Raw genomic sequence first — 23,193 nt, 5'->3', positions numbered from 1 at the left:
TGAAGAAATGGATACAAAAGAGCTCCTAAAGAAAGTTAGAAAGATTGAAATTAAAACCCGAAGATTGAGCGATCATGTTTTTGGCGGGGAATATCATTCTACTTTTAAGGGACGCGGAATGACATTTAGCGAAGTGCGAGCCTACCAGTTTGGAGATGATGTAAGAAGTATAGACTGGAACGTGACCGCAAGGTATAATGAACCCTTTGTAAAGGTCTTTGAAGAGGAAAGAGAACTTACCATGATGTTAATGGTGGATGTTTCCGGTTCAGAAATGTTTGGGACCCAGCAACAATTTAAGAAAGATGTAATTACTGAAATCGCCGCGACTTTGGCTTTTTCAGCAACCAATAATAATGATAAGATCGGGCTGATGCTTTTTACAGACCAGATCGAACTTTATATTCCGCCGAAAAAAGGAAGATCTCATGTTCTCAGAATTATCCGGGAATTATTAGAATTCCAACCGGTGAACCGGAAAACCGATATTCAGGCTGCGTTGAAGTATCTCTCCAATGTGATGAAGAAAAAGGCAATTGTTTTCATTCTTTCAGACTTTATGGATGATGATTATCAGCATACATTGAAGATTGCTGCAGGCAGACACGATGTTACAGGGATTAGGGTTTTTGATAAAATGGAAGAGACCATTCCAAATCTAGGGCTGGTGCAAATGAGGGATGAGGAATCTGGCGAATATATGACTGTTAATACAGGTTCAAAAAGTGTGAGAAAGTCATATTCCAAATATTACAATGACCGGGTAAATTACTTTCATCAAAGTTTTTCGTCAAGTGGGGCTGGAGTGATCAACAATCGCACAGACGAAAGCTATGTAAAGAAATTACTAGGGTATTTTAAAAGAAGGACGTAAAAGGAAATGTTGAAGAATAATACTATTACATATTCAAAAATCAGTATCTCAGGAAAGATGGGATTTCTGTTTTTAATATGCATTCTTTTTTCTTTTTCTGAAACCAATGCGCAATCAAAGGTTTCAGCATCTATAGATTCAACTTCGATAAAAATTGGTGAACAGATTAAATACCAGATCGAAGTGGAAACCAGTGCGGAAGATCTAGTGGTTTTTCCGGAAGGCGAGTCTTTTTCACCTATGGAAATGGTAGAATCGCTAGATCCTGATACTATAAGAAAAAATGGAAATTATAAGCTGTTAAAAGAATATTTCCTAACCCAGTTTGATTCAGGAAAATATGTGATCCCGAGTCAGGAGATTTTGATCCGCAATAATTCTTTCAAAACAGATTCTTTTGCTGTTGAGGTCAATGATGTTATTGTGGATACCACCAAGCAAAAATTATATCCAATCAAACCATCGGTTGAGGTAGATCCTGGATTCAGTGTTCCAGATTGGTTGTGGTGGTTACTTGCTATATTTTTAATCGCCGGGATTGTCGTCTTTTTGATTATTAGGAAAAAGAAAAAAGATGCCGAAGAAAATGAACTTCCACCCTATGAGGAAGCAATGGCAGAACTTCAGAAACTAGATAATTCTCACTTGCTTGAAAACAGGGAAATCAAGGAATATTATTCTCAGTTGAGTTTTGCGATAAGAAAATATCTGGATAGAAAGATCTATGACCATGGTTTGGAAAGAACTACGAATGAGCTTATAGATTATTTAAGAGCACAAAAGGCTGAAGGAAAACTAAAGTTAACCGATGGTACGATTACAGATTTTGAGAAGATCCTTCGAAGAGCCGACCTTGCGAAATTTGCCAGATCTAAACCAGATGTGATCACTGCCAAAGAAGACAGATCTAAAACCAAGGTGATTATTGATGACCTTCGAGCCTCGGTTCCTGAACCAACCCAAGAAGAATTAATGCAGGATGAAGCATTTATTAAGGAGCAGGCCCGAAAGAAAAAAAACGCCGAATAATTATTGGGGTGGTTGCTGGAGTAGTGATCATCATTTTTGGAATTACGGCACTTGTAGCAACTAAGGGATATACCTATGTGAAAGACACTTATCTGGGCCATCCCACTAAGGAATTGCTGGAGGGCGAATGGATTAGAAGTGAATACGGAAACCCTACAGTTGCCGTTACAACCCCTAAAGTTCTAGTACGTACCGAACTGGAAATGCCGCCTGAAGTTCAGCGAATGATGGTTGGTTCTGAAACTTTTATCTACGGTAGCTTACTGAGTAATTATTATACGATGGTGAGTACCATCAAGTTCAAAGGAGAAGTGAAATTTGACCTGCAAAAGGCCGTTGAAGGAATTTATACCAACCTTGAAGGTCAGGGAGCACGAAATATTGTAATGAAACAGGAAGATTTCACTACCCTAAATGGAGCTAAAGGAATGAAGGTTTTTGGAAGCCTTGATGCCGAAAATCCAGTAACGGGAGAATCTATTCCAAATGAATATGTCATCCTGAATTTTGCTGAAAAGGGAGGTTTTGAGCAGATCATGGTGATCTTTAATGAAAATGATCAGTACGCCAAGGAGATATCTGAAAGGATCATCAACTCGGTGGAAATAAATAATCTGAACGAATAATGTTTGCAAATTTCACATTCGAGAACCCAGAATTTTTCTGGTTATTCTTGCTACTTCCGCTAGCTATAGGTTGGTATGTCTGGAAGCGAAATAGGCAAACGCCGGAATTGAAAATATCCAGCACCAAAGGTTTCAAAATGAAATCTGGAATTCTACCGAAACTTCGCCCCGTATTATTTGTGCTACGGTTGCTATGCCTCGCTTTGATAATTACGGCGATGGCAAGACCAAGAACTGTAGATGTTTCTACGCAAAGTAGCAGTACTCAGGGTATTGATATTGTTATGGCCATAGATGTTTCGGCGAGTATGCTGGCAAGAGATCTTCAGCCAAACAGGCTGGATGCAACAAAAAATGTGGCTGAAGAATTTATTAAAGATCGTCCCGGGGACAGGATTGGCCTGGTGGTATATGCCGGTGAAAGTTTTACGAAGACACCAATTACCAGTGATAAAGCTATCGTTCTGGAAGCGCTGGAAGATATTGAATATAATAATGTGCTTGAAAACGGAACCGCTATAGGTTCTGGTTTAGCGACTGCGGTTAACAGAATTAAAGACAGCGAAGCCGAAAGTAAAGTGATCATTTTATTAACTGATGGGGTTAATAACGCCGGATTCATAGATCCTAATACTGCCAGTGAACTGGCCGTTGAATTTGGGATCAAAGTGTATACAATTGGAGTTGGTAGTAATGGAATGGCATTGTCGCCTATAGGGGTTTCTCCTTCAACAGGAAGATTGCAGTTTGGAAGGGTTCAGGTAGATATCGATGAGGATCTGCTAAAAGAGATCGCTGCAAATACTGGAGGAAGATATTTTCGCGCGACCAATAACGAAAAGCTGGAAGAGATCTATGATGAGATCGATTCCCTGGAAAAAACTGAAATAGAGGAATTCAGATATTATAATTACGATGAAAAGTACAGGCCATTGATTCTGTTAGCCGGCGGTTTACTACTTTTCGAAATTTTTCTGAGACTTACAATATTTAGAGGATTTATATAGATGTTCGTACTGGAAGAAAAAATATGGTTTTGGTTATTACTGGTAATTCCAGTAATCGTACTGTTATTCCTTATTTTCATATTCTGGCAGAAAAAAACCAGGAGAAAGTTCGCAGATTCTGAGCTTTTCAAATCCTTGGCGCCTAATAGATCCCGTTCAAAACCTATAATAAAACTACTACTTGTAATATTGGGAATCGCCTGTCTGGTGATTGCCCTGGTGAATCCAAAAATGGGAACAAAAATGGAGACAGTAAAACGTGAAGGCGTAGATATTGTTTTCGCAATAGATGTTTCCAAAAGTATGGATGCTGAAGATATTGCACCCAACAGGCTGGAAAAATCAAAACAGTTGGTGAGTCAGATTCTTGGTTCGCTGGGTAGTGACAGGGTTGGTATCATTGCCTACGCCGGTGGTGCTTATCCGCAGTTACCTATTACTACAGATTTTTCAGCTGCCAAAATGTTTCTGCAGGCTTTAAATACAGATATGATCTCCTCGCAGGGAACTGCCATTAGTGAAGCCATAGAATTAGCGACCACCTATTACGATGATGACAAGCAAACCAACAGGGTTCTATTCATTATCAGTGACGGTGAAGATCACGAAGGTAATGTGGAAGATATCGCGGAACAGGCTGCAGAAAAAGGAATTCGAATATTCACGATTGGAGTGGGAACAGAAAAGGGAGGTCCTATTCCAATAAGGCGGAATGGAGTTATTCAGAATTATAAGAAAGACAGGCAGGGAGAAACTGTAATTACAAAACTCAATCCAACGACTCTTAAAGAAATAGCGAATTCTACCAACGGAAATTATATTGAAGGTAATATAACCAGTAAGGTGGTAGACCGCGTTAATGAAGAATTACAGAATATTGAAAAGACTGAATTTGAAGCAAAACAATTCGCTGATTATAAATCTCATTTTCAATGGTTTCTGGGGATAGGTTTGGCATTATTATTTCTTGATATCTTTGTACTTGAGCGCAGTACCGCCTGGTTAAAAAGACTTAACCTTTTCAATGAGAGAAAGAATAAAGGAGCGACAGGAGATGAAAAATAGTTTACTAAACAGATATTTTCTAGGATTAATGATCCTTTTCGGAATTACTTCCGGTTTTTCCCAGGAAAAAGATCCTGAAAAAATTAAGAAAGAATCCGATAAATATATCGCGGAGGCACAGGAAGCACTTTATGAAAATAATTTTGCAGCGGCTGAAGCCTCTTACCGAAAGGCAATTTCAAAAGATCCTTCAAATTTAAATGCCAGGTATAATATGGGTAACCTCTATTATACCAAAGAGAAATCGCTGAATGCGGAGCAGCGCTTGAAGGAAGCTGCGGAAATCGATGCAACAAGAGAAGAAAAACATCGTATTTATCATAACCTTGGTAATTCTTTTATGCAACAAAAGAATTATCAGGAAGCCGTAAATGCTTTTAAAGAAGCCTTACGTAAAGATCCATCAGATGATGAGACTAGATATAACCTGGCTTTAGCAAAACAGAAACTGGAACAACAGAAGCAGAACCAGGATCAAAATCAGGATCAAAACAAGGAAGATAAAGAGAACGAAGATCAGAATAAGGATCAGCAGAATAAAGATCAGAAAGATGGAGAAGGAGGTGAAGATCAAAAAGAAGATCAGAAGCCACAGGATGAAGGAGAGAACGAAAAAGATAAGAAAGAAGGAGACCAAAACGAAGATCAGCAAAAGGATAAGGGTGATGAGGAAAAGAAAGATGAGGGCAAAGGCGACAAAGAAAAGCAGCAGCAGCCAAAACCAACTCAGGGACAGTTATCTCCACAGCAAATAAAGAATTTGCTGGATGCGATGAACAACGAAGAAAAAAAGGTTCAGGATAAAATAAACGCTGAAAAAGCTAAAGGTGTAAAAGTAAAATCTGAAAAAGACTGGTAACTTTTTAGAAGTTTATCCGACAAAAAAGTGATTCTATAGGAGGACAAAAGATGAAAGTGAAGTATTTAATTTTAAGTTTTTTATTGTTTGCTTCATGGCTAATTCAAGCCCAGGTAAGATTTGAAGCGAAAGTGAGCAGGGAAAAGCTGGGAATTAATGAACGGTTAAGAGTAGATTTCGAGATGAATGAAGATGGTGATAACTTCAAACCACCTTCATTTGATGGTTTCACCGTTGTTGGTGGTCCCAATCAAAAAATTAGCACCAGCATCCTTAATGGGAAAATGGCTTATTCCAAAACTTATAGCTTTTACCTTCAGCCTAAGAAAACAGGAAAACTTGGCATAGGTCAGGCAGAGATTGTGATCGATGATAAGACCTACAAAACTTCACCGATCAGCGTTCAGATCACTTCTGCAGTAGATAAACCTACAGATGGGGATAATTCAGAAATGATCGCAGAAGATAACCTGCACCTGGTTGCTGAAGTGTCCAAAGGTAGTCCCTATCTCAATGAAGCGATCACCGTGGTTTATAAACTTTACGTGAGTCCAAGGGTAAGCGTTAGTAATTGGAGGGAGCTTGACAGTCCTAAATACAATGATTTTTGGAGTCAGAGTATAGATATTCAGCAGTTACGCGTTGAGAACGGTGAATATCGAGGAGAACCATATAGATATGTCGTTCTTAGAAAAACCATTTTATATCCTCAGAAAACTGGTGAATTAAATATTGAACCGCTTACACTTTCCATTGCTGTGGATGTACCAAGCGAAAGAAGAGACATTTTTGGCAGCAGAATTTATAAAACCGTAAATAAAACTGTTGCTGCTGATAATAAGAAAATCAGGGTTAAAGAATTACCAGCAGGAAAACCGGCTAATTTCACCGGTGCCGTTGGTAAATTTGATTTCAACGTGACAACCAGTAAAGATGCGTTAAATGCGGGTGAAAGTCTGCAGGCAAAAGTCGAGGTTCGAGGAAATGGAAATTTAAAACTTTTTGATCTGCCTGAATTAACCGCGCCTTCTTCCTTGGAAATGTATGATCCAGAACGCCGGGAAAATGTTAATACGAATCTAAGCGGGATGCAGGGAAGTATATCAGAAACCTACACCGTGGTTCCTACGCGACAGGGAAAATATCCAATTCCGCCGCTTTCTTTTTCTTATTTTGATCCTACTTCGGAGACTTACAAAACTCAGACTTCAGAAGAGCTTTACATTAATGTGGAGAAAGGTCCGCTTGCCGGAAATGAGCCTTCAGGGATGTCTGGAGTCAATAAAAGAACGGTAGCCATAGACGGCAGTCAATTCAGGTTCATAAAGTTAAATACCAGCCTGGAACCTGTGGAGAGTGAAAGCTTTCTTGGTTCAGCGGCTTTCTGGAGCGCTTTGGTGTTACCATTGGTGGCGATCCCATTATTCATACTCTTCGGAAAAAAGCGTGAGCGTAGGGCGAATGATGTTAGAGGGAATAGGATTAGAAGAGCTGATAAGCTTGCCAGGAAATATTTATCTGAAGCAAAGAAGAATCTTGGTGATCAGAAGGAATTCTATTTGGCGCTCGAAAGATCCATGCATAACTATCTGAAGGCGAAACTAGGTATTCAAACTGGTGAAATGAGTAAAGAAAGAATTGCCGGATTACTGGATGAAAAAGATGTGGATGCTCAAACGAATTCAGAATTTATAGGCTTATTAGAAAGTTGCGAATTTGCCAGGTATACTCCTGCTTCTTCAGATGCGATGCAGCAGGATTATGATAAAGCTGTAAGTGTAATTTCAACTCTTGATAAACAGATCTAAGATGAAAAAGTTGTTATTATTATTCGTTCTTATAAGTATTGCCGGATTTTCTCAGAATCAGGATATTTTTGATGAAGCAAATTCGGCCTACCAAAGTGGTGATTACGAAACGGCCATTTCAAAGTATGAGAAGATCCTGGAAAACGGTGAAACTTCAGCCGAGGTCTACTTCAATTTGGGGAATGCGCATTATAAAATGAATCATGTCGCTCCAAGCATCTATTATTATGAAAAAGCTTTGCAATTAGATCCCGCAGACGCTGATATAAAGAATAATATTGAATTCGCCAGGAATATGGCCATCGATGATATTGAAGAAATTCAGGAAACGGGATTTTCGGTTTGGTTCAACGATATAATATCCGCATTCTCTTATAATACGTGGGCGATCATTGCAATTATTTTCTCTGTTGTTTTTGTGTTCATGTTTTTATTATACCATTTTTCTTACAAATCTTTAAATAAAAGATTATTCTTTGCAGGAGCTTCCCTTGCATTGATTCTCTGTATCGTTTCGATAATATTTGCATTTCAGCAGCAATCATTCATTCAGGATAACCAATATGCGATCATATTTGGAGATGAGATAGAAGTTCGTGACGAGCCAACGCTCAGGGCAGAGCCGAGCTTTGAACTACATGAGGGTACAAAAGCGAAGGTTCTGGAAGACTATCAGGAATGGTCAAGAATTGAGCTTTCTAACGGCGCCCAGGGTTGGATAAATTCTTCGGAAATTAAAAAGTTGTAAGAATATTTGATTTTGATTTAACTTATCGGTATCATAAACATTAATTGTTTAACAAATTTCTGTTACTTTTGATATCGTGAAGACATTCGCTTACATACTTGGTTTTATATTCATCACCTTTCTTTTTGCGCCAACAGCAATTGCGCTAATAGATAGAAACGTGGATATTTCCATTGCCTATAATGTAAATGAAGAAGAAAGTTCTTCCAAAAATCAGATAAGTTTAGAATACACTATTGAAGAAGTGGTTTCAAATTATGAAAGCATTCACTTTCTTCAGATAAGAAAGGTTGATGGTCATTATTACAAAGAGAATGGCTATAAAGTATTTCTTTCCATCTCTTCTCCGCCTCCCAAATCTGCATAATTTATTTCATCCGAGAATAGCTTAGTTCAGGGCGATTACAGTAACTTATAACAGGTTTCTGAATAATTATTTATAAAATTTCATACAGGCAAATCAATCCTGTACAAACAAGTGTATTATGTTTAAACATCTCAATAAAGATTTTCCGGCAAGTATCGTGGTATTTTTCGTGGCTATTCCTCTGTGTTTGGGAATTGCCCTCGCGAGTGGAGCTCCATTATTTTCGGGTCTTATTGCCGGTATTATAGGTGGTATAGTGGTTGGAGCCATGAGTGGTTCCAGTCTGGGAGTGAGTGGACCGGCGGCTGGATTAGCTGCCATCGTTCTTGCGGCAATTTCCAATTTGGGTTATGAAAACCTTTTACTGGCGGTTGTTATAGGGGGAGTTATTCAAATTGGATTTGGATTACTAAAAGCCGGTATTATTGGTTATTATTTTCCGAATTCTGTGATCAAAGGAATGCTAACCGGTATTGGTATAATCATCATTTTAAAGCAAATTCCTCATTTCTTCGGATATGACGATGATCCTCAGGGAGACTGGGCCTTTTTCCAGGTAGACGGTGAAAATACCTTTTCAGAACTGTTCAATATGTTCAATAATATTAGCCCGGGTGCAACTCTAATCGCATTCATAGGGATGTTTATTCTTATACTTTGGGAAGCAGTTCTTTCCAAGAAAGGTAAATTCTTTAAACTGGTACAGGGGCCGTTAGTGGCGGTAGCCGTTGGGATCATATATTATTTGGTAACACAGAATTCAGAAACTTGGGGTATCTCTGCAGAACACCTCGTAAATGTTCCTGTTCCGGATAGTTTCGATTCATTCATTGGCCAGTTTACTTTGCCTTCTCTTGAAATGATAGGCACTGCCCAGATCTGGATCACGGGATTCACGATCGCACTGGTAGCAAGTTTGGAAACGCTTTTATGTGTTGAAGCTACCGATAAATTAGATCCGCATAAAAGAACCACACCAACCAATAGAGAGCTTTTCGCACAGGGAACCGGTAATGTCATGTCAGGGTTGATTGGTGGTTTACCAATTACACAGGTAATCGTTAGAAGTTCTGCGAATATCCAGTCTGGCGGACAAACTAAAATGTCTGCGATCATGCATGGATTTTTGTTACTGATATCTGTTTTAATCATTCCAAATATTCTTAATTACATACCACTTTCAGTACTCGCAGCGATCCTTTTCCTTGTAGGATACAAACTGGCAAAACCAGCCTTGTTCGCTCAAATGTATAAAGCGGGCTGGAAACAATTCATTCCTTTCATGGTTACCATTATTGGAATTGTATTTGGAGATCTCCTAATAGGTATCAGCCTTGGACTAATAGTTGGAATTTTTGTGATACTTATTAAAAGCTACCAGAATTCGTATTTCCTGCATATCGAGAATGTGGAAAATGGAGGTAAAACGATTAAAATGAGACTTGCTGAAGAAGTAACTTTCATTAATAAAGGTGCAATTCTTAAAGAACTAAATAACCTTGAAGAAAACTCATACCTGATCATGGATGTTACTAAAACGAGATATCTGGATAATGATATTATTGATATTCTGGATGATTTTAAGATCAAAGCCAAAGAGAAGAATATTGATATCAAGATAATTTCTGAAAGAGGAACCGTTGAAAACCCTGAGAGTTACCAGCAATTTTTTGAATTAGATAAAAAACCAGCTTAAATTGAATTTTCAGAAGAATTGCTGAAATTGAATTTATTGAACTTTTAAAAACTGAATTATGATTACTGAAATTATAGATAAGAATAAACAATCCGAATTGACTCCGGATGCTGTCCTGCAAGACCTTATGGACGGGAATAAGCGTTTTACTGAAAATAAAATGCACCAGAGAGATTATGCTTCTCAAATTGGTAAGACCAGTGGTGGTCAATGGCCGCAGGCGGTTGTCCTTGGATGCATAGATTCTCGTGTGCCTGTAGAAACAGTTTTTGACCAGGGAGTTGGAGATATCTTCACTGCCAGGGTAGCAGGAAATTTTGAAAATACAGATATTCTGGGAAGTATGGAATATTCCTGCAAAGTTGCGGGAAGCAAATTGGTTTTGGTGTTAGGACATGAATCGTGTGGCGCGGTAAAGGCTGCATGTGACCATGTGGAATTGGGAAATATCACACATCTATTAAGCAATATCAAGCCAGCTGTAGAAGCAACAAAAATAGAGGGTGAAAGAAATTCTAAAAATGATTCGTTCGTAGCTGGAGTTGTTGAAAACAATGTAAAGCTAACTATTGATAGAATCAGAGAAAAGAGTCCTATTCTAAAGGAAATGGAAGATAATGGAGAAATAAAGATCGTTGGAGGAGTTTATTCAATTTCTAACGGTAAAGTTACTTTGTTGTAATTTCTCTTTCGGCCTGGAATAGGCTATGAAAAAGATATTTAAGGTCTGGAGCAGTTCAATGTTTCAGACCTTTTATTTTAAAGGCTCCTCGGTATCATCATTCAAGAGGTCCTGTTCCCTAACCTGTTTTAAAATCGTTGGAAGTATAATTGGTGCAATTGAAGCAACCGGTTGGTAAAGTATAGATTCTTCCAGCGTTTTATCTTCAACAATTTCAATTCTTTCGTTAGTAGCTTTAAAGAACATGATAATTACACTGGCTACGAAAGCAGATTTGATCAACCCGAAAACACCACCAAGTAGTTTGTTCACGATTCCTAGCGCTGCGAATGCTGCAATTTTAGTAAGCATTTTACCAGCGAGAGAAATCAGAAAAACTATCAAGATGAAAGTAATGGCAAAACTAATGAGGTTGATATACTGTACTTTCCATTCTACAATTTCAGATAAGAATTCTCCCAGAAAATGGGAGAAATGTACAGCTCCATAAATCCCGGCAACTATTCCCACAAGAGAAGCCAGCTCGGCAAGCAATCCCCTGAAAAAGCCTCGCACCAGTCCGTATAAAAGTACCAGACTCAAAATAATATCTACCGTATTCATAAATCAAATATAATAATTATAAAATGTAGATAGTATCTTTGCGATATGGCAAGAGATGAACAATTAAAAGAGAGGTGGGAGAGAGTACAGAAGAAACTTTCAGATCAGTTCGCAGATGGAGAATTAATGGAATTGGATGCCATCATCTATCTGGTTGGAGTACAGGAACTGGGACAGCCTCATAAGAGATATAAGAAAGATCACAAGATCGATTTAATGCATATTGCAATTTGCACTTTACTAGAACCTTATGGTTATTATGAATTCGATTTTTATGATGATGATGGCTGGCCACATTTCAAAATCAAGGAAGAATTACCGGCATTAAAAGCAGGCGAACAAAGCGTTTTAATGAAAGAGGCTATCGTACAATATTTTATGGAAAAAGACTATATTTCCTGAATGAACCCGGGAATGCTTTTTCTTTCTTTTCCGCAGGATAGCGGCCCAATTTACCAGGAAACTTTAGCAGGAAGGTTGCCTGTAGAGCCTTTTAATACGTACAGCAATATTTTCTTCCTCCTCATAATCATCTATTTCTCATTGAGAGTTTACAGGGATTATGCAAATCATCGGTTTCTGGCCTGGAGTCTACCGGTTTTATTTATGGGATTTATTGGTGGGACGGTTTACCATGCCACACGCAGTCACGATGTATGGATGTATATGGACTGGCTCCCGATCGTAGTACTATGCCTTGCGGTTTCAATTTATTACACCATCAAATTGAAAATTTCAAAGAAGAAGCGTCTTTTTCTAATACTTTCGGTGTTATTTCTGGTGTTTGGTGTGCGATTCATTCCACTTTCTCCACATTCTCAAACCTCTGTAGGATATATTGCAACAGCTATAGGACTGTTACTTCCAATAATCGTCTATTTCTACACTACAAAATTGCATCACTGGGGATTTGTACTGGCGGCTTTTCTAAGTTTTGGCCTGGCGATCAGTTTCAGGATACTCGACAATTTTATGGTGATCCTTCCGATGGGAACACACTGGCTATGGCATACCTTCGGCGCGTTATCTGTATTTTTCCTTATGAATTATATCTATATTGAAAAGCTCACCCCTGCAACGCTACCTTCAGATAAATAGAATATTTAATAAGCCTTTAAAATGGGAAGGTTTAGCTTTAAATTTTATTAAATTTGCGCTTCCGAAACGAAATCACCTATGATCGATAAAATTAAAGGACATATCGCTGATGTTGAAAGCTTTAATGCTAAGACGAAAGATGAAATAGAAGCTTTCCGAATTAAATATCTCGGAAAAAAGGGAATTCTGAATGAGTTTTTCGCTGAGTTTAAGAATGTTCCGAACGAGGAAAAGAAAGATTTTGGTCAGGCGATCAATGAGCTGAAAACTTCTGCTCAGGCAAAAGTAAATGCTTTGAAGGAAGAATTGGAAAACAGCCAGGAAGAAAAAGGTGTTTATGGAGACCTTTCCAGGCCGGCTGAACCTGTTGAAATAGGATCGCGTCATCCAATATCAATTGTAAAAAATCAAATCACAGAAATATTTTCGAACATAGGTTTTAATGTTTCTGAAGGACCGGAAATGGAAGATGACTGGCATAACTTTACGGCGCTTAACCTTCCGGAATACCACCCGGCAAGAGATATGCAGGATACTTTTTTTATCCAAACAGATCCGGATATTCTTCTTAGAACTCATACTTCTTCGGTTCAGGTGAGATATATGGAAGAAAATAAACCGCCTATCAGGACGATTTCTCCGGGAAGAGTTTTCAGAAATGAGGCAATTTCAGCAAGGTCTCACTGTATATTCCACCAGGTTGAAGGTTTATATATAGACAAGGATGTTTCTTTCGCAGATATGAAGCAAACCATTTTGTATTTCACCAAGCAGTTATTCGGCAAATCAAAGATCAGGTTGAGACCTTCATATTTCCCATTTACCGAGCCAAGTGCCGAGGTAGATGTTTATTGGGGACTTGAAACGGAAACCGATTACCGCATCACCAAGGGAACCGGATGGCTGGAGATCATGGGTTGCGGAATGGTAGATCCAAATGTGCTTAGAAACTGTAATATAGATCCACAGGAGTATTCTGGATTCGCCTTTGGAATGGGAATAGAACGTATAGCAATGTTATTATACCAAATAGAAGACATCAGGATGTTCTATGAAAACGACCTGAGGTTCCTGGAACAATTTAAATCGGCACTATAATGAAGAAATATGGCGTCTTAATTTTAGCGATCATTATAATTGGCGTCATTATCTATGTCACTTTTGTAATTGCCCTTATCAAAATAACCCTTGGTCTTATTTTACTGGCAGTGGCGGCGGTGGTTCTATGGATCCTGTGGCTGAAAATAAAGAAGAAAGCAGAAGATAAGTTTTGAAGAAAGATATCGAGATACCAGAGGTAAAAGATGTTCATGTGGCCGCGGTAAAAGTCTTTAATGAAGAATTTGAAGCGTACGAATGGAATGTTTATCTCATCAATGATACTAATGAAGCCTTGGAAATGGTACTGATCGTTTCTATGGGTTTTGATAAGAAAAAGGAAACTTCGGTCATGAGACACAAGATCGAGGTGTTGCCGGCAAAGAATTTTGCCAAAATCGAATACTTACAGGACGGTGTGCTTAAACTGAATAATGAATTTAAGCTTACATACTTCGCCGGAAACAAAATGATGGAAAAGACTTTTCTTTTCAAGCCGAATACTATCAATGAAAAGTTTGCCGGAAAAATTCCCATTATCCCTGAGAAGGGAATATTAGCAAAATAGTATATACGTAATTGTAATAAATCAAAAAGCCTCCGAAATAAAAACGGAGGCTTCTTTCTTCAACTTTGTTTTAACCTAAACTAATTGAATTTATCATTAAGATCTTCGAAGTCTCCAATTACCTCTCCGCCGCTTTTGATTTTAACTTCACCAGAAACAAAGATCTTAGAATCTGATCCTACAAATTCCAGTCTTCCTCCGCTTTCAATATTCAGATCACCGTGAATTTCAACCAATCCTTCTACTTTGAATACGCTTTCTGAATTAATAACCAGGTTTTCTGAAGATTTAGAATTTCCAAGTTTGAAATTTCCGGAAAGGTTAAGTTTTGAAGAACTGCTTAGATTAGCGCTCTTTTCAATTAGCATATCTCCGCAAAAGCTCAGCGTTCCTTCAATGCTAAGGTGTTTAAGGTTCATTGTACCGCTATATACTTCTTCTGAATTAGAGGGTACATTAAGGTTTTTATCGCCGGTATATGGTTCATAGTCTTCACAGCTAAGAAAATCTGATCTAAGAGCATCTTCTGAGCCGGCAATAATCTTTAAGATTTTTAATCCTGAACCTGAGGCCAGGTAAATATATTCTCCTTTCGCCTGGACGAAATTAGCACTACCATCTATCTCTGCGATTCCTTCAGCAATCGGATTCAGTGCATCATTTAATTTAATAATATCTAGTCCGGCGCCACCGTTAGCCATGTAGATGAAATTCCCATCTGTAGATACAGCATTGGTAACCTTATCTTCGTCGCTAACCGTTCCAGCATCAGGATGAACTTTTAGCGGCAGGCTGGTGGTTTTTTCTCCGGCTTCTAGATCATAAATTCCTGCACCGTCAAGGCCTTCAGAAACCAGTACATGATTGTTATACCAGGCAATAGTTCTTTTAGATTCAGCAGTAAGTGAGGCGGTTGTTATTGATTTATTCTCGATAAACTCATCGTCAAGACTAAAGTCAATCAAGCCGTCATCACCACTTAAAACTGCTAATTTATCGTTATTGCTGGCTGCAGACCTAAGATCTCCCAGACCAATCTCGGCAAGAGATTCAAAAGCACTGTCTCCATTAGAATATTGGTAGCTTCCCACGATTCCAGAATTTCCACTTATTAGAATAGTTTTTCCGTCGAAATCAAGCACATGTACTCCCGTGTGACCGGCAAGGCCGTAATCAAGATTAAAATCTGTAGAGAACTTACCATTCTGGGTAGAAACATAACCAAGTAAAGTATGGTTAGCTCCTTCTCCGTTTATGGATGCACCGGTAAAAACAATGTTATTATTGCCGTCTACGTAAAGTGCATTGATATCTGCAATGTTGGATTTCATCCTGCTTACCAGCACCGGATTATATTTATCGCTTACATCAACAATGTCTATGGCTCCTAAATAGATAGCGCCTTCTTTATTATAAGAAACATAGGCAAAATCTCCTTTTACATCCACATGGGTTGCTCGAAGCAGTTCTCCATTAAGTTTTGGAGGGTCAAGTTGTGCTATTTGTTCAATCCCAAAGATCCAGGCTGGTTCTGCCTCTCTGGTATTATTTATTCTGGCTACACCAACTACACCAGTTTCGCTAAGATTAATTGCATTGGCTAATTCTGAGGCGTCTGTAGTAGTGTTGAAATCAGATCTCTGATCTGTAATTTCTGAAGTTGTTGTATCATCTTTCTGGCAGGCAGTTATAAATAGTGCCGAAAAAAGTCCAAGGGCTAGTAATTTTCTAGTCATAAGATTGGTTAGGTTAATGTATTTGGGCAAGTAAAAATAGCAATTTAACTGGAGTAACAAATAGAAACTCCTTGAAATACAGTACTTTTCGATAAAGTGTATGAAAAATCCGATAAGAAAATTCTTTCCATAAAAAAACCGGCAATTACGCCGGTTTAATTTTTATAATAATCGTCATCAGATCTTAGTGTTCGTGATCGTGATCATGCTCTTCTTCATACAAGTTGTACTCACCTTGTAAGAAAGAATAGTCAGCTTGTCTGATCTCTCCCATTACCCAAAGGTAGTTGTGCTCAAGATCATCATTAAGGAATTGTAACGTACCACCAGTGTTGATGATTAGGTCTCCTGTCACTACAAGAGCTCCATTAATATTGAAATGTCCACCGTAGTTGATCACAAGATCCTTAGGTTCTTCTTCTGAACCAATGATCGCAAGACCAACAGTGGTCATTTCACCGTTACGTCTGATAATCGTATTTTTTTCTGTTTCAATCTCACCACAGATATTTAGTTCACCAGCTACGCGCAGGTTTTCTAAATGGGTGTGGTCGCTGAAGTCCATAACTTCACCTTTTGCAACGTGAAGATCTTTTGATCCTTCGTAAATAGGGAAAATGTCACAATCTTCGAAACCGTTCTTTAAGAAACCTGGCTCATGGATCGCTCCAATAAATCCTGGTTCGTGAATCTTGTTCACATTAGCTTCTTTTACAGATTTAACTGCAGTAACTTCTTCTGATTGTAGGTCTTCAGTTACCGGGTCTGACTGGCATCCAACGAAGAATACGCCCAGTCCTAGACCTAACATTAATAACTTTTTGTTCATGATAATGGGTTGATTAGAATTTGGTTAGGGCAAAAGTAATACATAAAATTTGAATTAATGCAAAAAAAATCGCTGAAAAGATTAAAATTCAGCGAGATAAGGTAATTCTGTAAGTAAAATCTTTCATTAATCAAGCTTATCTACCAGCTTATTGAATACCTTTTTAGGATTTTTACCTTCATAAAGAATAGCATAAACAGCATTTATGATCGGAGTCTTGGCCTTTTTCTCTTTATTGATCTTGTAGGCACTTTCCGTGGCATAGTATCCCTCTGCAACCATGCTCATCTCCATCTGTGCACTTTTTACCGTATATCCCTTTCCAATCATATTTCCGAACATTCGGTTACGGCTAAATATAGAATAACCTGTTACTAAAAGATCTCCGAGGTAGGCTGAATCGTTGATGTTACGTTTCATCTTATGAACTTTCTTAATGAACTTCTTCATTTCCCGGATGGCATTACTCATTAATACACTCTGGAAATTATCACCATACCCCAAACCATGAGCAATTCCGGCGGCAATGGCGTAAATGTTTTTAAGTACTGCAGCATATTCGGTTCCAATTACATCATCACTAATTTTACACGTAATGTAATCGCTCCCAAGATAACCGGCGACTATTTCAGCTTTTTTCTCGTCCTGGCAGGCAACGGTTAAATAAGATAATCTTTCCAGGGCAACTTCTTCCGCATGACATGGTCCTGTAAGAATTCCAATATTTTCCATCGGTACTTCAAAATATTCATTAAAATGTTCGCCTACGATAAGACTGGTTTCAGGAACAATACCTTTAATCGCTGAAAAAACGATCTTGTCTTTTAGCGGTACTGTAAGAGAATCTAACTCCCGTTTTAAAAATGCTGAAGGAATAGCGAAAATGATATAATCTGAAGCTGCAACAGTTTCATTAATATCATTGCTCAGATTGAGTTGTTTTACATCAAATTCTACGGAGCTTAGGTAATTAGGATTATGATCCTGCTTTTTTATATGCTCTATGGCATATACACTCCGCATATACCAGTTCACCTGTTCAAGGTTCTCACATAACATTTTTACAATTGCAGTGGCCCAGCTACCACCTCCTATGACACCAAAACTCGGAGCTTTATTCATATAATTACATTCTCTTTTCCAAAAATAGTCAAATTTGGAAGTATTTAAAGTATTTCGCTTTTAATCATAGCAATTATTGAGAATATTTCAACAATTCTGCATTTAAAGTTTAACATATAATAAATCTCATTTATACAATCTAACTAAAATGCCTCCGTTATTAAATTGTTCTTCTATTCATCTTTTTGGAAGAACATTCTTAGTTTTTTTGGTTGGTTATTTAGTTGAAAAGACCGTTTCGTGAGAAGCGGTCTTTTTAATTTCAGAAGAATTTTTTGGAAAACTTTAGGACGGCTTCAACTCACAAAATTGAATCACTTTTGTACATTTAAATAACTAACTATAAATCATTATAATGGGAATATTTTCATTCATTAAAGACGCAGGAAAAAAGATTTTTGGAATAGATAAACCTAAATCTACTGAAGCAGGAACCAAAGACGATTTAAAAGAAAATGAAAAAGCAGCTAGAAAATTAGAAGAAACTATCAAAGACCTAAATTTGAAAGCTGAGAACTTAAAAATTCATATTGAAAACGACATGGCTATCGTTACCGGTAAAGCTCTGGATCAGGCGAACCGTGAAAAGATCATACTTGTCGTAGGTAATTCTGAAGGAATTGCTCAGGTAGATGACAGGCTTGATGTTGAGAATACTGAGCCGGAAGCAGTTTTCCATACGGTAGAAAGAGGAGATACTTTAAGCAAAATTTCAAAAGAGCATTACGGAGATCCAAATCAATATCCGTTGATTTTTGAAGCTAACAAACCGATGCTACAGGATCCAGACAAAATATATCCAGGACAGGTACTAAGAATACCTCCAATGGATTCAAAAAGATAGAAGAAAAGAGACTGTTTAAGAGTCTTGAGAATGTTAAACTGAGAGCAGTCGACGTTCTATAGCTTGTAGTTCCACAATGAAAAAAGTAGGTTCAATCAGCTAAATTGAAGATTCAACATAGGTTTTTAAACAGTCTTTTACCTATTTATAAAAATTCATTTCATCTATATACTGCCAGACCTTTTCATCCAGAAAAGGTCTTACATTTTTAGATTCTTTGATCGATTTTCTTATGAAGGTAGAAGAGATTTCAACTATTGGCGCATCTACACGATGGATCTTTGCATGTGATTTATAATCATCAGCAACTTCACCAGAAGCAATTCTAGGATAAACGTAAATTTCATGATTCTCCACAATTACTTCTGAATTCTTCCATTTGTGAAAGCTTTTCAGATTATCCTCCCCCATGATGAGGCAGAATTCATTGCTTGGAAATTTTTCCTGTAAATAGGCCAGCGTATTTACCGTATAGTTTGGTTGTGGAAGATCGAATTCTATATTGCTCGGTTTAAGCTTATCATAGCTTTCACAAGCTTTGTAAACCATCTCAAGCCTATGATGATTATCAAGAAGGCTACTTTTCTTTTTATGGGGATTATGCGGAGTTACTACCAGCCAGATCTCTTCAAGATCTGAATATTCGGCCAAATGATTGGCAATGATCAGGTGACCGGTGTGAATAGGATTAAAAGTTCCAAAGAACAAGCCTACCTTTCTATTCATTCTTCAAGTTTTTCAGCGCCCACGTAATTAGAAACCAGGTTGTAAGCTTCTTTTAATGCAGTTCCAAGATGGTTATTCTCAATGATAAAATCAAATTGAGGAGCAGTGGCCAACTCGATAGAGGCCTTAGCGACTCGCATACTTATCTTATCATCGCTTTCGGTTTTCCTTTTCTTTAGACGAATCTTTAATTCTTCAATGCTTGGTGGTTTTACAAAAACAGCAAGCGTTCTTTCCGGATAAATATTCTTAATATCCAGTCCTCCCACAACATCAATATCAAAGATCACGTGTTTGCCTTTTTTCCAGATACGTTCTACTTCACTTTTTAATGTTCCGTAGAAATTATCTCTATATACTTCTTCCCATTCCAGGAATTCGTCGTTTTTGATCTTTTGTTTGAAATCTTTTAAAGAAAGAAAATAGTAATCCTGTCCATCCACCTCATTACCTCTCGGCTCGCGAGAAGTTGCCGATATGGAAAAATCCAGCTTTAATTCCTGGTGCTTTAATAAGTGACGTACTATCGTTGTTTTACCAGATCCTGAGGGAGCTGAAAATACGATAAGTTTCCCTTCGCTCATTTAGAGTACGTTTAGAATTTGTTCTTTAATTTTTTCCAATTCGTCTTTCATCTGCACCACTAGTTGCTGCATAGGGGCATAATTAGATTTACTACCAATGGTATTGATCTCGCGCCCAATTTCCTGTGAAATGAAAGCAAGTTTTCTACCGTTAGAGTCTTTTGTATTTAATGTTTTTTGAAAATAATCAAGGTGATTATCCAATCTTACTTTTTCTTCGGTTATATCAAATTTTTCAATATAATAAACGATCTCCTGCTCAAAGCGATTTTCGTCAGCCTGTTCTTTGATATCTTCAATTCCTTTTCGAAGTCTTTCGCGAACTGCCTCAACCCTGTCTGGATCAATTTTAATGACTTCATTTAAGAGTTCCTGAATATTGGAAATTCGAAGTTGAAGATCTTTTTCCAGAGCCTTACCTTCATCTGTTCTAAAGTTGTTGATCTCTTTAAGTGCAGCTTCCACAGCTTCCTCGATCGCCTGGAATTCCTCTTCATCTATCTCGTCTCTTTCAGTTTTAAGCGAATCTGGCATTTTTACAGCCATCTTAAGAAGTTCAATTTCGCTTGCATTTACAATGTCTCGTAACTGATCGATGTAATTCTTGACCACTTCAGTATTTACATTGGTAGAAGTTTGTTCACCGGTGTATTCTACATAGATCGAAAGATCCACCTTTCCGCGGCTCAAACTGTTTGAAATGATATTCCGAAGGTCTAATTCTTTTTCGCGGTATTGCGAAGGAATGCGAGCATTCAGGTCAAAATTCTTACTGTTCAAAGATTTTAACTCTACAGTGATTTTTTTATTGGGAATTTGGGTAACGCTTTTCCCGAAGCCTGTCATAGATTGAATCATGCCTGAATTTTAAAAGCTTGCGCAAAGATAATCAATTCTATAGCATCTCCAATTGATTAAGGTCTTGATAAAACCGAACAAAATCGCGAGCTATTCCAAAGAACTAATAAATTCAAAGGCTCGTTTTTCATGATAATAAGCCTTGTCTTTGGTCACGAAACCAACATGGCCACCATATGCGGGCATCTCCAGGTAAAGATTTTCAGAATTTTTAGCGATCTCGTTAGGATAGCATTCGGGAGATAAAAAAGAATCATTTTTCGCGCTTAAGATCATAACTGGTTTTTCAATTCCGGGTAAAAAGTTTTTCGCACTTGTTTTCTGGTAGTAATCTTCGGCATTCTTATAGCCATGAGCCTTTGAGGTATATAGATCATCTATATCTCTCAAAGAACTGCAGGCAGCGATTTGCTTTTTCTGAATATGATCCGGAAATTTCTTCGCACGGGCCAGTAGGTGTTGCTTCAAATTGAGTTCAAACCGTTTTGAATAAACGAAATTACGCATCCGGTTGATGGCTCCCAGTGAGCCTGAAAGATCGCATGGCACCGATACGCCAACAGCTCCAATGATCTCTGCCGGTAGACTGCGATTTTCACCGAGATATTTCATCAGCATATTTCCGCCAAGACTGAATCCAACCAGGGCGATCTTAGCATATTTATTCAAAGTGAGAATATGGGTGAGAACTTCAGCAAGATCGTCGCTTGCACCTGCATGGTAACTTCTGAAAAACCTGTTCAGTTCCTCACTGCATCCTCGAAAATTCATAGCCACGGCATCCCAGCCATTTTGATTGAAAATTCGAGCCATTCCTTTCATATAAGGTCTGTCAGTATTTCCTGCAAGCCCATGTAGCAGAATTACCAATTTATCAGATTTTTCCTTCCTGGAATTACTCCAGTCAAGATCTATAAAATCACCATCGCTAAGCTCAATTCTTTCTCTCTCGTAGATCGGAATTTCAACTTTTCTCAGGGTTGCCGCGTAAATGGTGGAAGCATCGGCATTTTTGAATATTCCCGGTGGAACATAATTTCCAGTTATAAGCGGCATTCTAATTCAATTTTAATATAAACTTAGGTAAAATATGGTATGCATGCATAATAATTATTGGTAGTTTTGAATAAATTGAAGATTATGTACAGTAAGAAATTCGAAATAAGATGGAGCGATCTGGATGCTAACAGGCATTTGGCAAATTCAGCGTTTATAAATTTTATGAGCCATACCCGTATGGGATTTTTGATGGAAAATGGATTCGGCCAGAAGCAATTATCGCATTACAATCTTGGACCTATCGTCTTCTATGAGCATGTTTATTATTTCAAGGAAATTTTTGCTGGTGAACCGGTTACGGTTACTCTGGAACTTAGCGGACTTTCTGAAGACGGGATGTATTTTGAATTTGTACATAAGATCTATGATCACAAGGGAAGGAATTGTGCTACCTGTGAAATGATGGGTTCATGGATTGACCTTGAAGAACGGAAACTTACCAAATTACCAGAAGAGCTTTTTGCCAATCTTAATAATACTCCAAAAACCAAGGATTTTAGAACCTTAACTAAAGAAGACACACGTAAATTCGGAAAACGTCCTGAAAACATTTCTCCGGAAGAATTACAAGCTCTGTAATTCTATGGAGGAGAAAGTAAAGGAGGTCTGGTATGCATGTTATGGCTCGAACATCAGGAAAGAGCGATTTATGTGCTACATCAGTGGTGGGACACCGCCCGGAGCATTAAAAAACTTCACTGGTTGCGCAGATAAAACCGAACCAAAGGACAGCCGTGTCATTACCATAGATCATGAACTTTATTTCGCTATGAAATCTCCTACATGGAATGGAGGCGGTATTTGCTTTTTAAAACCTGAAAAAAATTCGTCGGCCAATACCTTGGGTAGAACATATTTGATAAATGCCAGTCAGTTTAGAGATTTAGTGAGACAGGAGTTGAAGTTCGAAGGAGAAATAAGCATAGATTTCAGTGAGCTTAGAAAGAAAGGCTATTATAATTGTTTAAAGGATGGCCGGTACGGACTTCTTCTATACCTTGGGGAAATAGATGGTGCTCCAATTGTGAGCTTTACCAGTGAAATTTTTCTGGAAAATGAAATTAATCCGCCGGATGATCAATATCTGCTTACGATCATAAGAGGTTTGAAAGAGATCTACTCCCTTAATGAGGACGAAATTTTTGAATATTTTGAGGGTAAAATTGGAATTAAAAACCTGATATCTTCAACGGAACTCAGAAAAATAATCCGGGCTTCATAATATTAATTTGCTGTAAAACAGTAACTTTACAGTATCCCTGGCAATTCTATCCTAACTTTCAGCCTTGAATGCAAAATTTCAAGCG

At 38.0% G+C, this 23,193-nt stretch carries 27 protein-coding genes; 19 read left to right on the top strand and 8 right to left on the bottom strand.

Annotation, left to right across the window (positions count from 1 at the left end; all coding sequences use genetic code 11):
- The first annotated feature begins 7 nt into the window (after positions 1-7).
- From AC2S94_RS04285 to AC2S94_RS04235, 11 genes are all read left to right on the top strand, one after another.
- Positions 8-874 carry a DUF58 domain-containing protein gene (locus tag AC2S94_RS04285; protein ID WP_484630276.1) on the top strand — a complete coding sequence of 289 codons (867 nt, stop codon included), beginning with the start codon at positions 8-10 and terminating at the stop codon, positions 872-874.
- A 6-nt stretch (positions 875-880) separates the two neighbouring features.
- On the top strand, positions 881-1,903 hold the full coding sequence (locus tag AC2S94_RS04280; protein ID WP_484630275.1) for a BatD family protein: 1,023 nt from the start codon (positions 881-883) through the stop codon (positions 1,901-1,903).
- 8 nt (positions 1,904-1,911) lie between these two features.
- Complete coding sequence (locus tag AC2S94_RS04275; protein ID WP_484630274.1) at positions 1,912-2,529, top strand: hypothetical protein; 618 nt, start codon at positions 1,912-1,914, stop codon at positions 2,527-2,529.
- Entirely contained in the window at positions 2,529-3,536 is a 1,008-nt protein-coding gene (locus tag AC2S94_RS04270; protein WP_484630273.1) for a vWA domain-containing protein, read from the top strand. The genes AC2S94_RS04275 and AC2S94_RS04270 overlap by 1 nt, the downstream gene beginning before the upstream one ends.
- The gene (locus AC2S94_RS04265; RefSeq protein WP_484630272.1) at positions 3,537-4,601 is read left to right on the top strand and encodes a vWA domain-containing protein; all 1,065 of its coding nucleotides are present in this window, start codon (positions 3,537-3,539) and stop codon (positions 4,599-4,601) included.
- The gene (locus AC2S94_RS04260) at positions 4,561-5,460 is read left to right on the top strand and encodes a tetratricopeptide repeat protein (RefSeq protein WP_484630271.1); all 900 of its coding nucleotides are present in this window, start codon (positions 4,561-4,563) and stop codon (positions 5,458-5,460) included. Before AC2S94_RS04265 ends, AC2S94_RS04260 begins: the two co-directional genes overlap by 41 nt.
- Positions 5,461-5,510: 50 nt before the next feature.
- Positions 5,511-7,268 carry a BatD family protein gene (locus AC2S94_RS04255; RefSeq protein ID WP_484630270.1) on the top strand — a complete coding sequence of 586 codons (1,758 nt, stop codon included), beginning with the start codon at positions 5,511-5,513 and terminating at the stop codon, positions 7,266-7,268.
- Between the two features lies 1 nt (position 7,269).
- Positions 7,270-8,016, top strand: a complete 747-nt coding sequence (locus AC2S94_RS04250) for a tetratricopeptide repeat protein (RefSeq protein WP_484630269.1) — start codon at positions 7,270-7,272, stop codon at positions 8,014-8,016.
- 76 nt (positions 8,017-8,092) lie between these two features.
- Positions 8,093-8,383: a hypothetical protein gene (locus AC2S94_RS04245; RefSeq protein WP_484630268.1), complete on the top strand. Its 291-nt coding sequence runs from the start codon at positions 8,093-8,095 to the stop codon at positions 8,381-8,383.
- Between the two features lie 118 nt (positions 8,384-8,501).
- Positions 8,502-10,079 carry a SulP family inorganic anion transporter gene (locus tag AC2S94_RS04240; protein WP_484630267.1) on the top strand — a complete coding sequence of 526 codons (1,578 nt, stop codon included), beginning with the start codon at positions 8,502-8,504 and terminating at the stop codon, positions 10,077-10,079.
- Between the two features lie 58 nt (positions 10,080-10,137).
- Positions 10,138-10,761, top strand: coding sequence for a carbonic anhydrase family protein (locus AC2S94_RS04235; protein ID WP_484630266.1), 624 nt, complete (start codon positions 10,138-10,140; stop codon positions 10,759-10,761).
- A 72-nt stretch (positions 10,762-10,833) separates the two neighbouring features.
- Here AC2S94_RS04235 and AC2S94_RS04230 read toward each other — a convergent pair whose 3' ends face one another.
- On the bottom strand, positions 10,834-11,364 hold the full coding sequence (locus AC2S94_RS04230; RefSeq protein WP_484630265.1) for a CvpA family protein: 531 nt from the start codon (positions 11,362-11,364) through the stop codon (positions 10,834-10,836).
- Positions 11,365-11,409: 45 nt separating this feature from the next.
- Between AC2S94_RS04230 and AC2S94_RS04225 the strand changes: the two genes are divergently transcribed.
- The 5 genes from AC2S94_RS04225 to AC2S94_RS04205 all read left to right on the top strand — a co-directional run bounded on the left by AC2S94_RS04225 (position 11,410) and on the right by AC2S94_RS04205 (position 14,128).
- Positions 11,410-11,766 carry a hypothetical protein gene (locus tag AC2S94_RS04225; protein ID WP_484630264.1) on the top strand — a complete coding sequence of 119 codons (357 nt, stop codon included), beginning with the start codon at positions 11,410-11,412 and terminating at the stop codon, positions 11,764-11,766.
- A gap of 12 nt (positions 11,767-11,778) precedes the next feature.
- Positions 11,779-12,462, top strand: a complete 684-nt coding sequence (locus AC2S94_RS04220) for a hypothetical protein (RefSeq protein WP_484630263.1) — start codon at positions 11,779-11,781, stop codon at positions 12,460-12,462.
- A gap of 78 nt (positions 12,463-12,540) precedes the next feature.
- Positions 12,541-13,560: a phenylalanine--tRNA ligase subunit alpha gene (gene pheS, locus AC2S94_RS04215; protein WP_484630262.1), complete on the top strand. Its 1,020-nt coding sequence runs from the start codon at positions 12,541-12,543 to the stop codon at positions 13,558-13,560.
- Positions 13,560-13,736, top strand: a complete 177-nt coding sequence (locus tag AC2S94_RS04210) for a hypothetical protein (protein ID WP_484630261.1) — start codon at positions 13,560-13,562, stop codon at positions 13,734-13,736. Before pheS ends, AC2S94_RS04210 begins: the two co-directional genes overlap by 1 nt.
- Positions 13,733-14,128 (top strand): hypothetical protein, encoded by a 396-nt coding sequence (locus AC2S94_RS04205; protein WP_484630260.1) that lies wholly within the window; start codon positions 13,733-13,735, stop codon positions 14,126-14,128. The genes AC2S94_RS04210 and AC2S94_RS04205 overlap by 4 nt, the downstream gene beginning before the upstream one ends.
- A gap of 80 nt (positions 14,129-14,208) precedes the next feature.
- Here the strand turns inward: AC2S94_RS04205 and AC2S94_RS04200 are convergent, their stop codons facing one another.
- The 3 genes from AC2S94_RS04200 to AC2S94_RS04190 form a co-directional block, all read right to left on the bottom strand.
- A complete protein-coding gene (locus tag AC2S94_RS04200; protein ID WP_484630259.1) occupies positions 14,209-15,864 on the bottom strand; it encodes an LVIVD repeat-containing protein in 1,656 nt (551 codons plus the stop codon).
- Positions 15,865-16,048: 184 nt separating this feature from the next.
- A complete protein-coding gene (locus AC2S94_RS04195) occupies positions 16,049-16,693 on the bottom strand; it encodes a hypothetical protein (RefSeq protein ID WP_484630258.1) in 645 nt (214 codons plus the stop codon).
- Positions 16,694-16,819: 126 nt separating this feature from the next.
- Entirely contained in the window at positions 16,820-17,815 is a 996-nt protein-coding gene (locus AC2S94_RS04190) for an NAD(P)H-dependent glycerol-3-phosphate dehydrogenase (RefSeq protein ID WP_484630257.1), read from the bottom strand.
- A 355-nt stretch (positions 17,816-18,170) separates the two neighbouring features.
- Between AC2S94_RS04190 and lysM the strand changes: the two genes are divergently transcribed.
- Complete coding sequence (lysM, locus tag AC2S94_RS04185) at positions 18,171-18,659, top strand: peptidoglycan-binding protein LysM (protein ID WP_484630256.1); 489 nt, start codon at positions 18,171-18,173, stop codon at positions 18,657-18,659.
- Between the two features lie 141 nt (positions 18,660-18,800).
- Here lysM and nadD read toward each other — a convergent pair whose 3' ends face one another.
- The 4 genes from nadD to AC2S94_RS04165 all read right to left on the bottom strand — a co-directional run bounded on the left by nadD (position 18,801) and on the right by AC2S94_RS04165 (position 21,883).
- Positions 18,801-19,385, bottom strand: coding sequence for a nicotinate (nicotinamide) nucleotide adenylyltransferase (gene nadD / locus AC2S94_RS04180; RefSeq protein WP_484630255.1), 585 nt, complete (start codon positions 19,383-19,385; stop codon positions 18,801-18,803).
- Entirely contained in the window at positions 19,382-19,969 is a 588-nt protein-coding gene (gene gmk, locus AC2S94_RS04175; RefSeq protein ID WP_484630254.1) for a guanylate kinase, read from the bottom strand. Before gmk ends, nadD begins: the two co-directional genes overlap by 4 nt.
- Positions 19,970-20,827 carry a YicC/YloC family endoribonuclease gene (locus tag AC2S94_RS04170; RefSeq protein WP_484630253.1) on the bottom strand — a complete coding sequence of 286 codons (858 nt, stop codon included), beginning with the start codon at positions 20,825-20,827 and terminating at the stop codon, positions 19,970-19,972. It abuts the gene before it with no gap.
- A gap of 90 nt (positions 20,828-20,917) precedes the next feature.
- Positions 20,918-21,883 (bottom strand): YheT family hydrolase, encoded by a 966-nt coding sequence (locus AC2S94_RS04165; RefSeq protein ID WP_484630252.1) that lies wholly within the window; start codon positions 21,881-21,883, stop codon positions 20,918-20,920.
- Positions 21,884-21,967: 84 nt separating this feature from the next.
- On the opposite strand from AC2S94_RS04165, the gene AC2S94_RS04160 reads away from it, so the two are divergent.
- Together AC2S94_RS04160 and AC2S94_RS04155 are read left to right on the top strand one after the other, a co-directional pair.
- Entirely contained in the window at positions 21,968-22,465 is a 498-nt protein-coding gene (locus AC2S94_RS04160; RefSeq protein WP_484630251.1) for an acyl-CoA thioesterase, read from the top strand.
- Between the two features lie 4 nt (positions 22,466-22,469).
- Positions 22,470-23,108 carry a hypothetical protein gene (locus AC2S94_RS04155; RefSeq protein ID WP_484630250.1) on the top strand — a complete coding sequence of 213 codons (639 nt, stop codon included), beginning with the start codon at positions 22,470-22,472 and terminating at the stop codon, positions 23,106-23,108.
- Positions 23,109-23,193 lie beyond the last annotated feature (85 nt).

Source organism: Christiangramia pacifica (assembly GCF_057221535.1).
This window is presented reverse-complemented; position numbering and strand designations above follow the sequence as displayed.

What these genes read in the sequence shown, in the direction of transcription:
- AC2S94_RS04170 (WP_484630253.1), bottom strand. Translation starts at nt 20,827, where the DNA reads ATGATTCAATCTATGACAGGCTTCGGGAAAAGCGTTACCCAAATTCCC.
- AC2S94_RS04195 (WP_484630258.1), bottom strand. Translation starts at nt 16,693, where the DNA reads ATGAACAAAAAGTTATTAATGTTAGGTCTAGGACTGGGCGTATTCTTC.
- AC2S94_RS04285 (WP_484630276.1), top strand. Translation starts at nt 8, where the DNA reads ATGGATACAAAAGAGCTCCTAAAGAAAGTTAGAAAGATTGAAATTAAA.
- AC2S94_RS04225 (WP_484630264.1), top strand. Translation starts at nt 11,410, where the DNA reads ATGGCAAGAGATGAACAATTAAAAGAGAGGTGGGAGAGAGTACAGAAG.
- gmk (WP_484630254.1), bottom strand. Translation starts at nt 19,969, where the DNA reads ATGAGCGAAGGGAAACTTATCGTATTTTCAGCTCCCTCAGGATCTGGT.
- nadD (WP_484630255.1), bottom strand. Translation starts at nt 19,385, where the DNA reads ATGAATAGAAAGGTAGGCTTGTTCTTTGGAACTTTTAATCCTATTCAC.
- pheS (WP_484630262.1), top strand. Translation starts at nt 12,541, where the DNA reads ATGATCGATAAAATTAAAGGACATATCGCTGATGTTGAAAGCTTTAAT.
- AC2S94_RS04210 (WP_484630261.1), top strand. Translation starts at nt 13,560, where the DNA reads ATGAAGAAATATGGCGTCTTAATTTTAGCGATCATTATAATTGGCGTC.
- AC2S94_RS04240 (WP_484630267.1), top strand. Translation starts at nt 8,502, where the DNA reads ATGTTTAAACATCTCAATAAAGATTTTCCGGCAAGTATCGTGGTATTT.
- AC2S94_RS04265 (WP_484630272.1), top strand. Translation starts at nt 3,537, where the DNA reads ATGTTCGTACTGGAAGAAAAAATATGGTTTTGGTTATTACTGGTAATT.
- AC2S94_RS04160 (WP_484630251.1), top strand. Translation starts at nt 21,968, where the DNA reads ATGTACAGTAAGAAATTCGAAATAAGATGGAGCGATCTGGATGCTAAC.
- AC2S94_RS04165 (WP_484630252.1), bottom strand. Translation starts at nt 21,883, where the DNA reads ATGCCGCTTATAACTGGAAATTATGTTCCACCGGGAATATTCAAAAAT.
- AC2S94_RS04280 (WP_484630275.1), top strand. Translation starts at nt 881, where the DNA reads ATGTTGAAGAATAATACTATTACATATTCAAAAATCAGTATCTCAGGA.
- AC2S94_RS04220 (WP_484630263.1), top strand. Translation starts at nt 11,779, where the DNA reads ATGCTTTTTCTTTCTTTTCCGCAGGATAGCGGCCCAATTTACCAGGAA.
- AC2S94_RS04155 (WP_484630250.1), top strand. Translation starts at nt 22,470, where the DNA reads ATGGAGGAGAAAGTAAAGGAGGTCTGGTATGCATGTTATGGCTCGAAC.
- AC2S94_RS04270 (WP_484630273.1), top strand. Translation starts at nt 2,529, where the DNA reads ATGTTTGCAAATTTCACATTCGAGAACCCAGAATTTTTCTGGTTATTC.
- AC2S94_RS04190 (WP_484630257.1), bottom strand. Translation starts at nt 17,815, where the DNA reads ATGAATAAAGCTCCGAGTTTTGGTGTCATAGGAGGTGGTAGCTGGGCC.
- AC2S94_RS04230 (WP_484630265.1), bottom strand. Translation starts at nt 11,364, where the DNA reads ATGAATACGGTAGATATTATTTTGAGTCTGGTACTTTTATACGGACTG.
- AC2S94_RS04235 (WP_484630266.1), top strand. Translation starts at nt 10,138, where the DNA reads ATGATTACTGAAATTATAGATAAGAATAAACAATCCGAATTGACTCCG.
- AC2S94_RS04250 (WP_484630269.1), top strand. Translation starts at nt 7,270, where the DNA reads ATGAAAAAGTTGTTATTATTATTCGTTCTTATAAGTATTGCCGGATTT.
- AC2S94_RS04200 (WP_484630259.1), bottom strand. Translation starts at nt 15,864, where the DNA reads ATGACTAGAAAATTACTAGCCCTTGGACTTTTTTCGGCACTATTTATA.
- AC2S94_RS04255 (WP_484630270.1), top strand. Translation starts at nt 5,511, where the DNA reads ATGAAAGTGAAGTATTTAATTTTAAGTTTTTTATTGTTTGCTTCATGG.
- lysM (WP_484630256.1), top strand. Translation starts at nt 18,171, where the DNA reads ATGGGAATATTTTCATTCATTAAAGACGCAGGAAAAAAGATTTTTGGA.
- AC2S94_RS04260 (WP_484630271.1), top strand. Translation starts at nt 4,561, where the DNA reads ATGAGAGAAAGAATAAAGGAGCGACAGGAGATGAAAAATAGTTTACTA.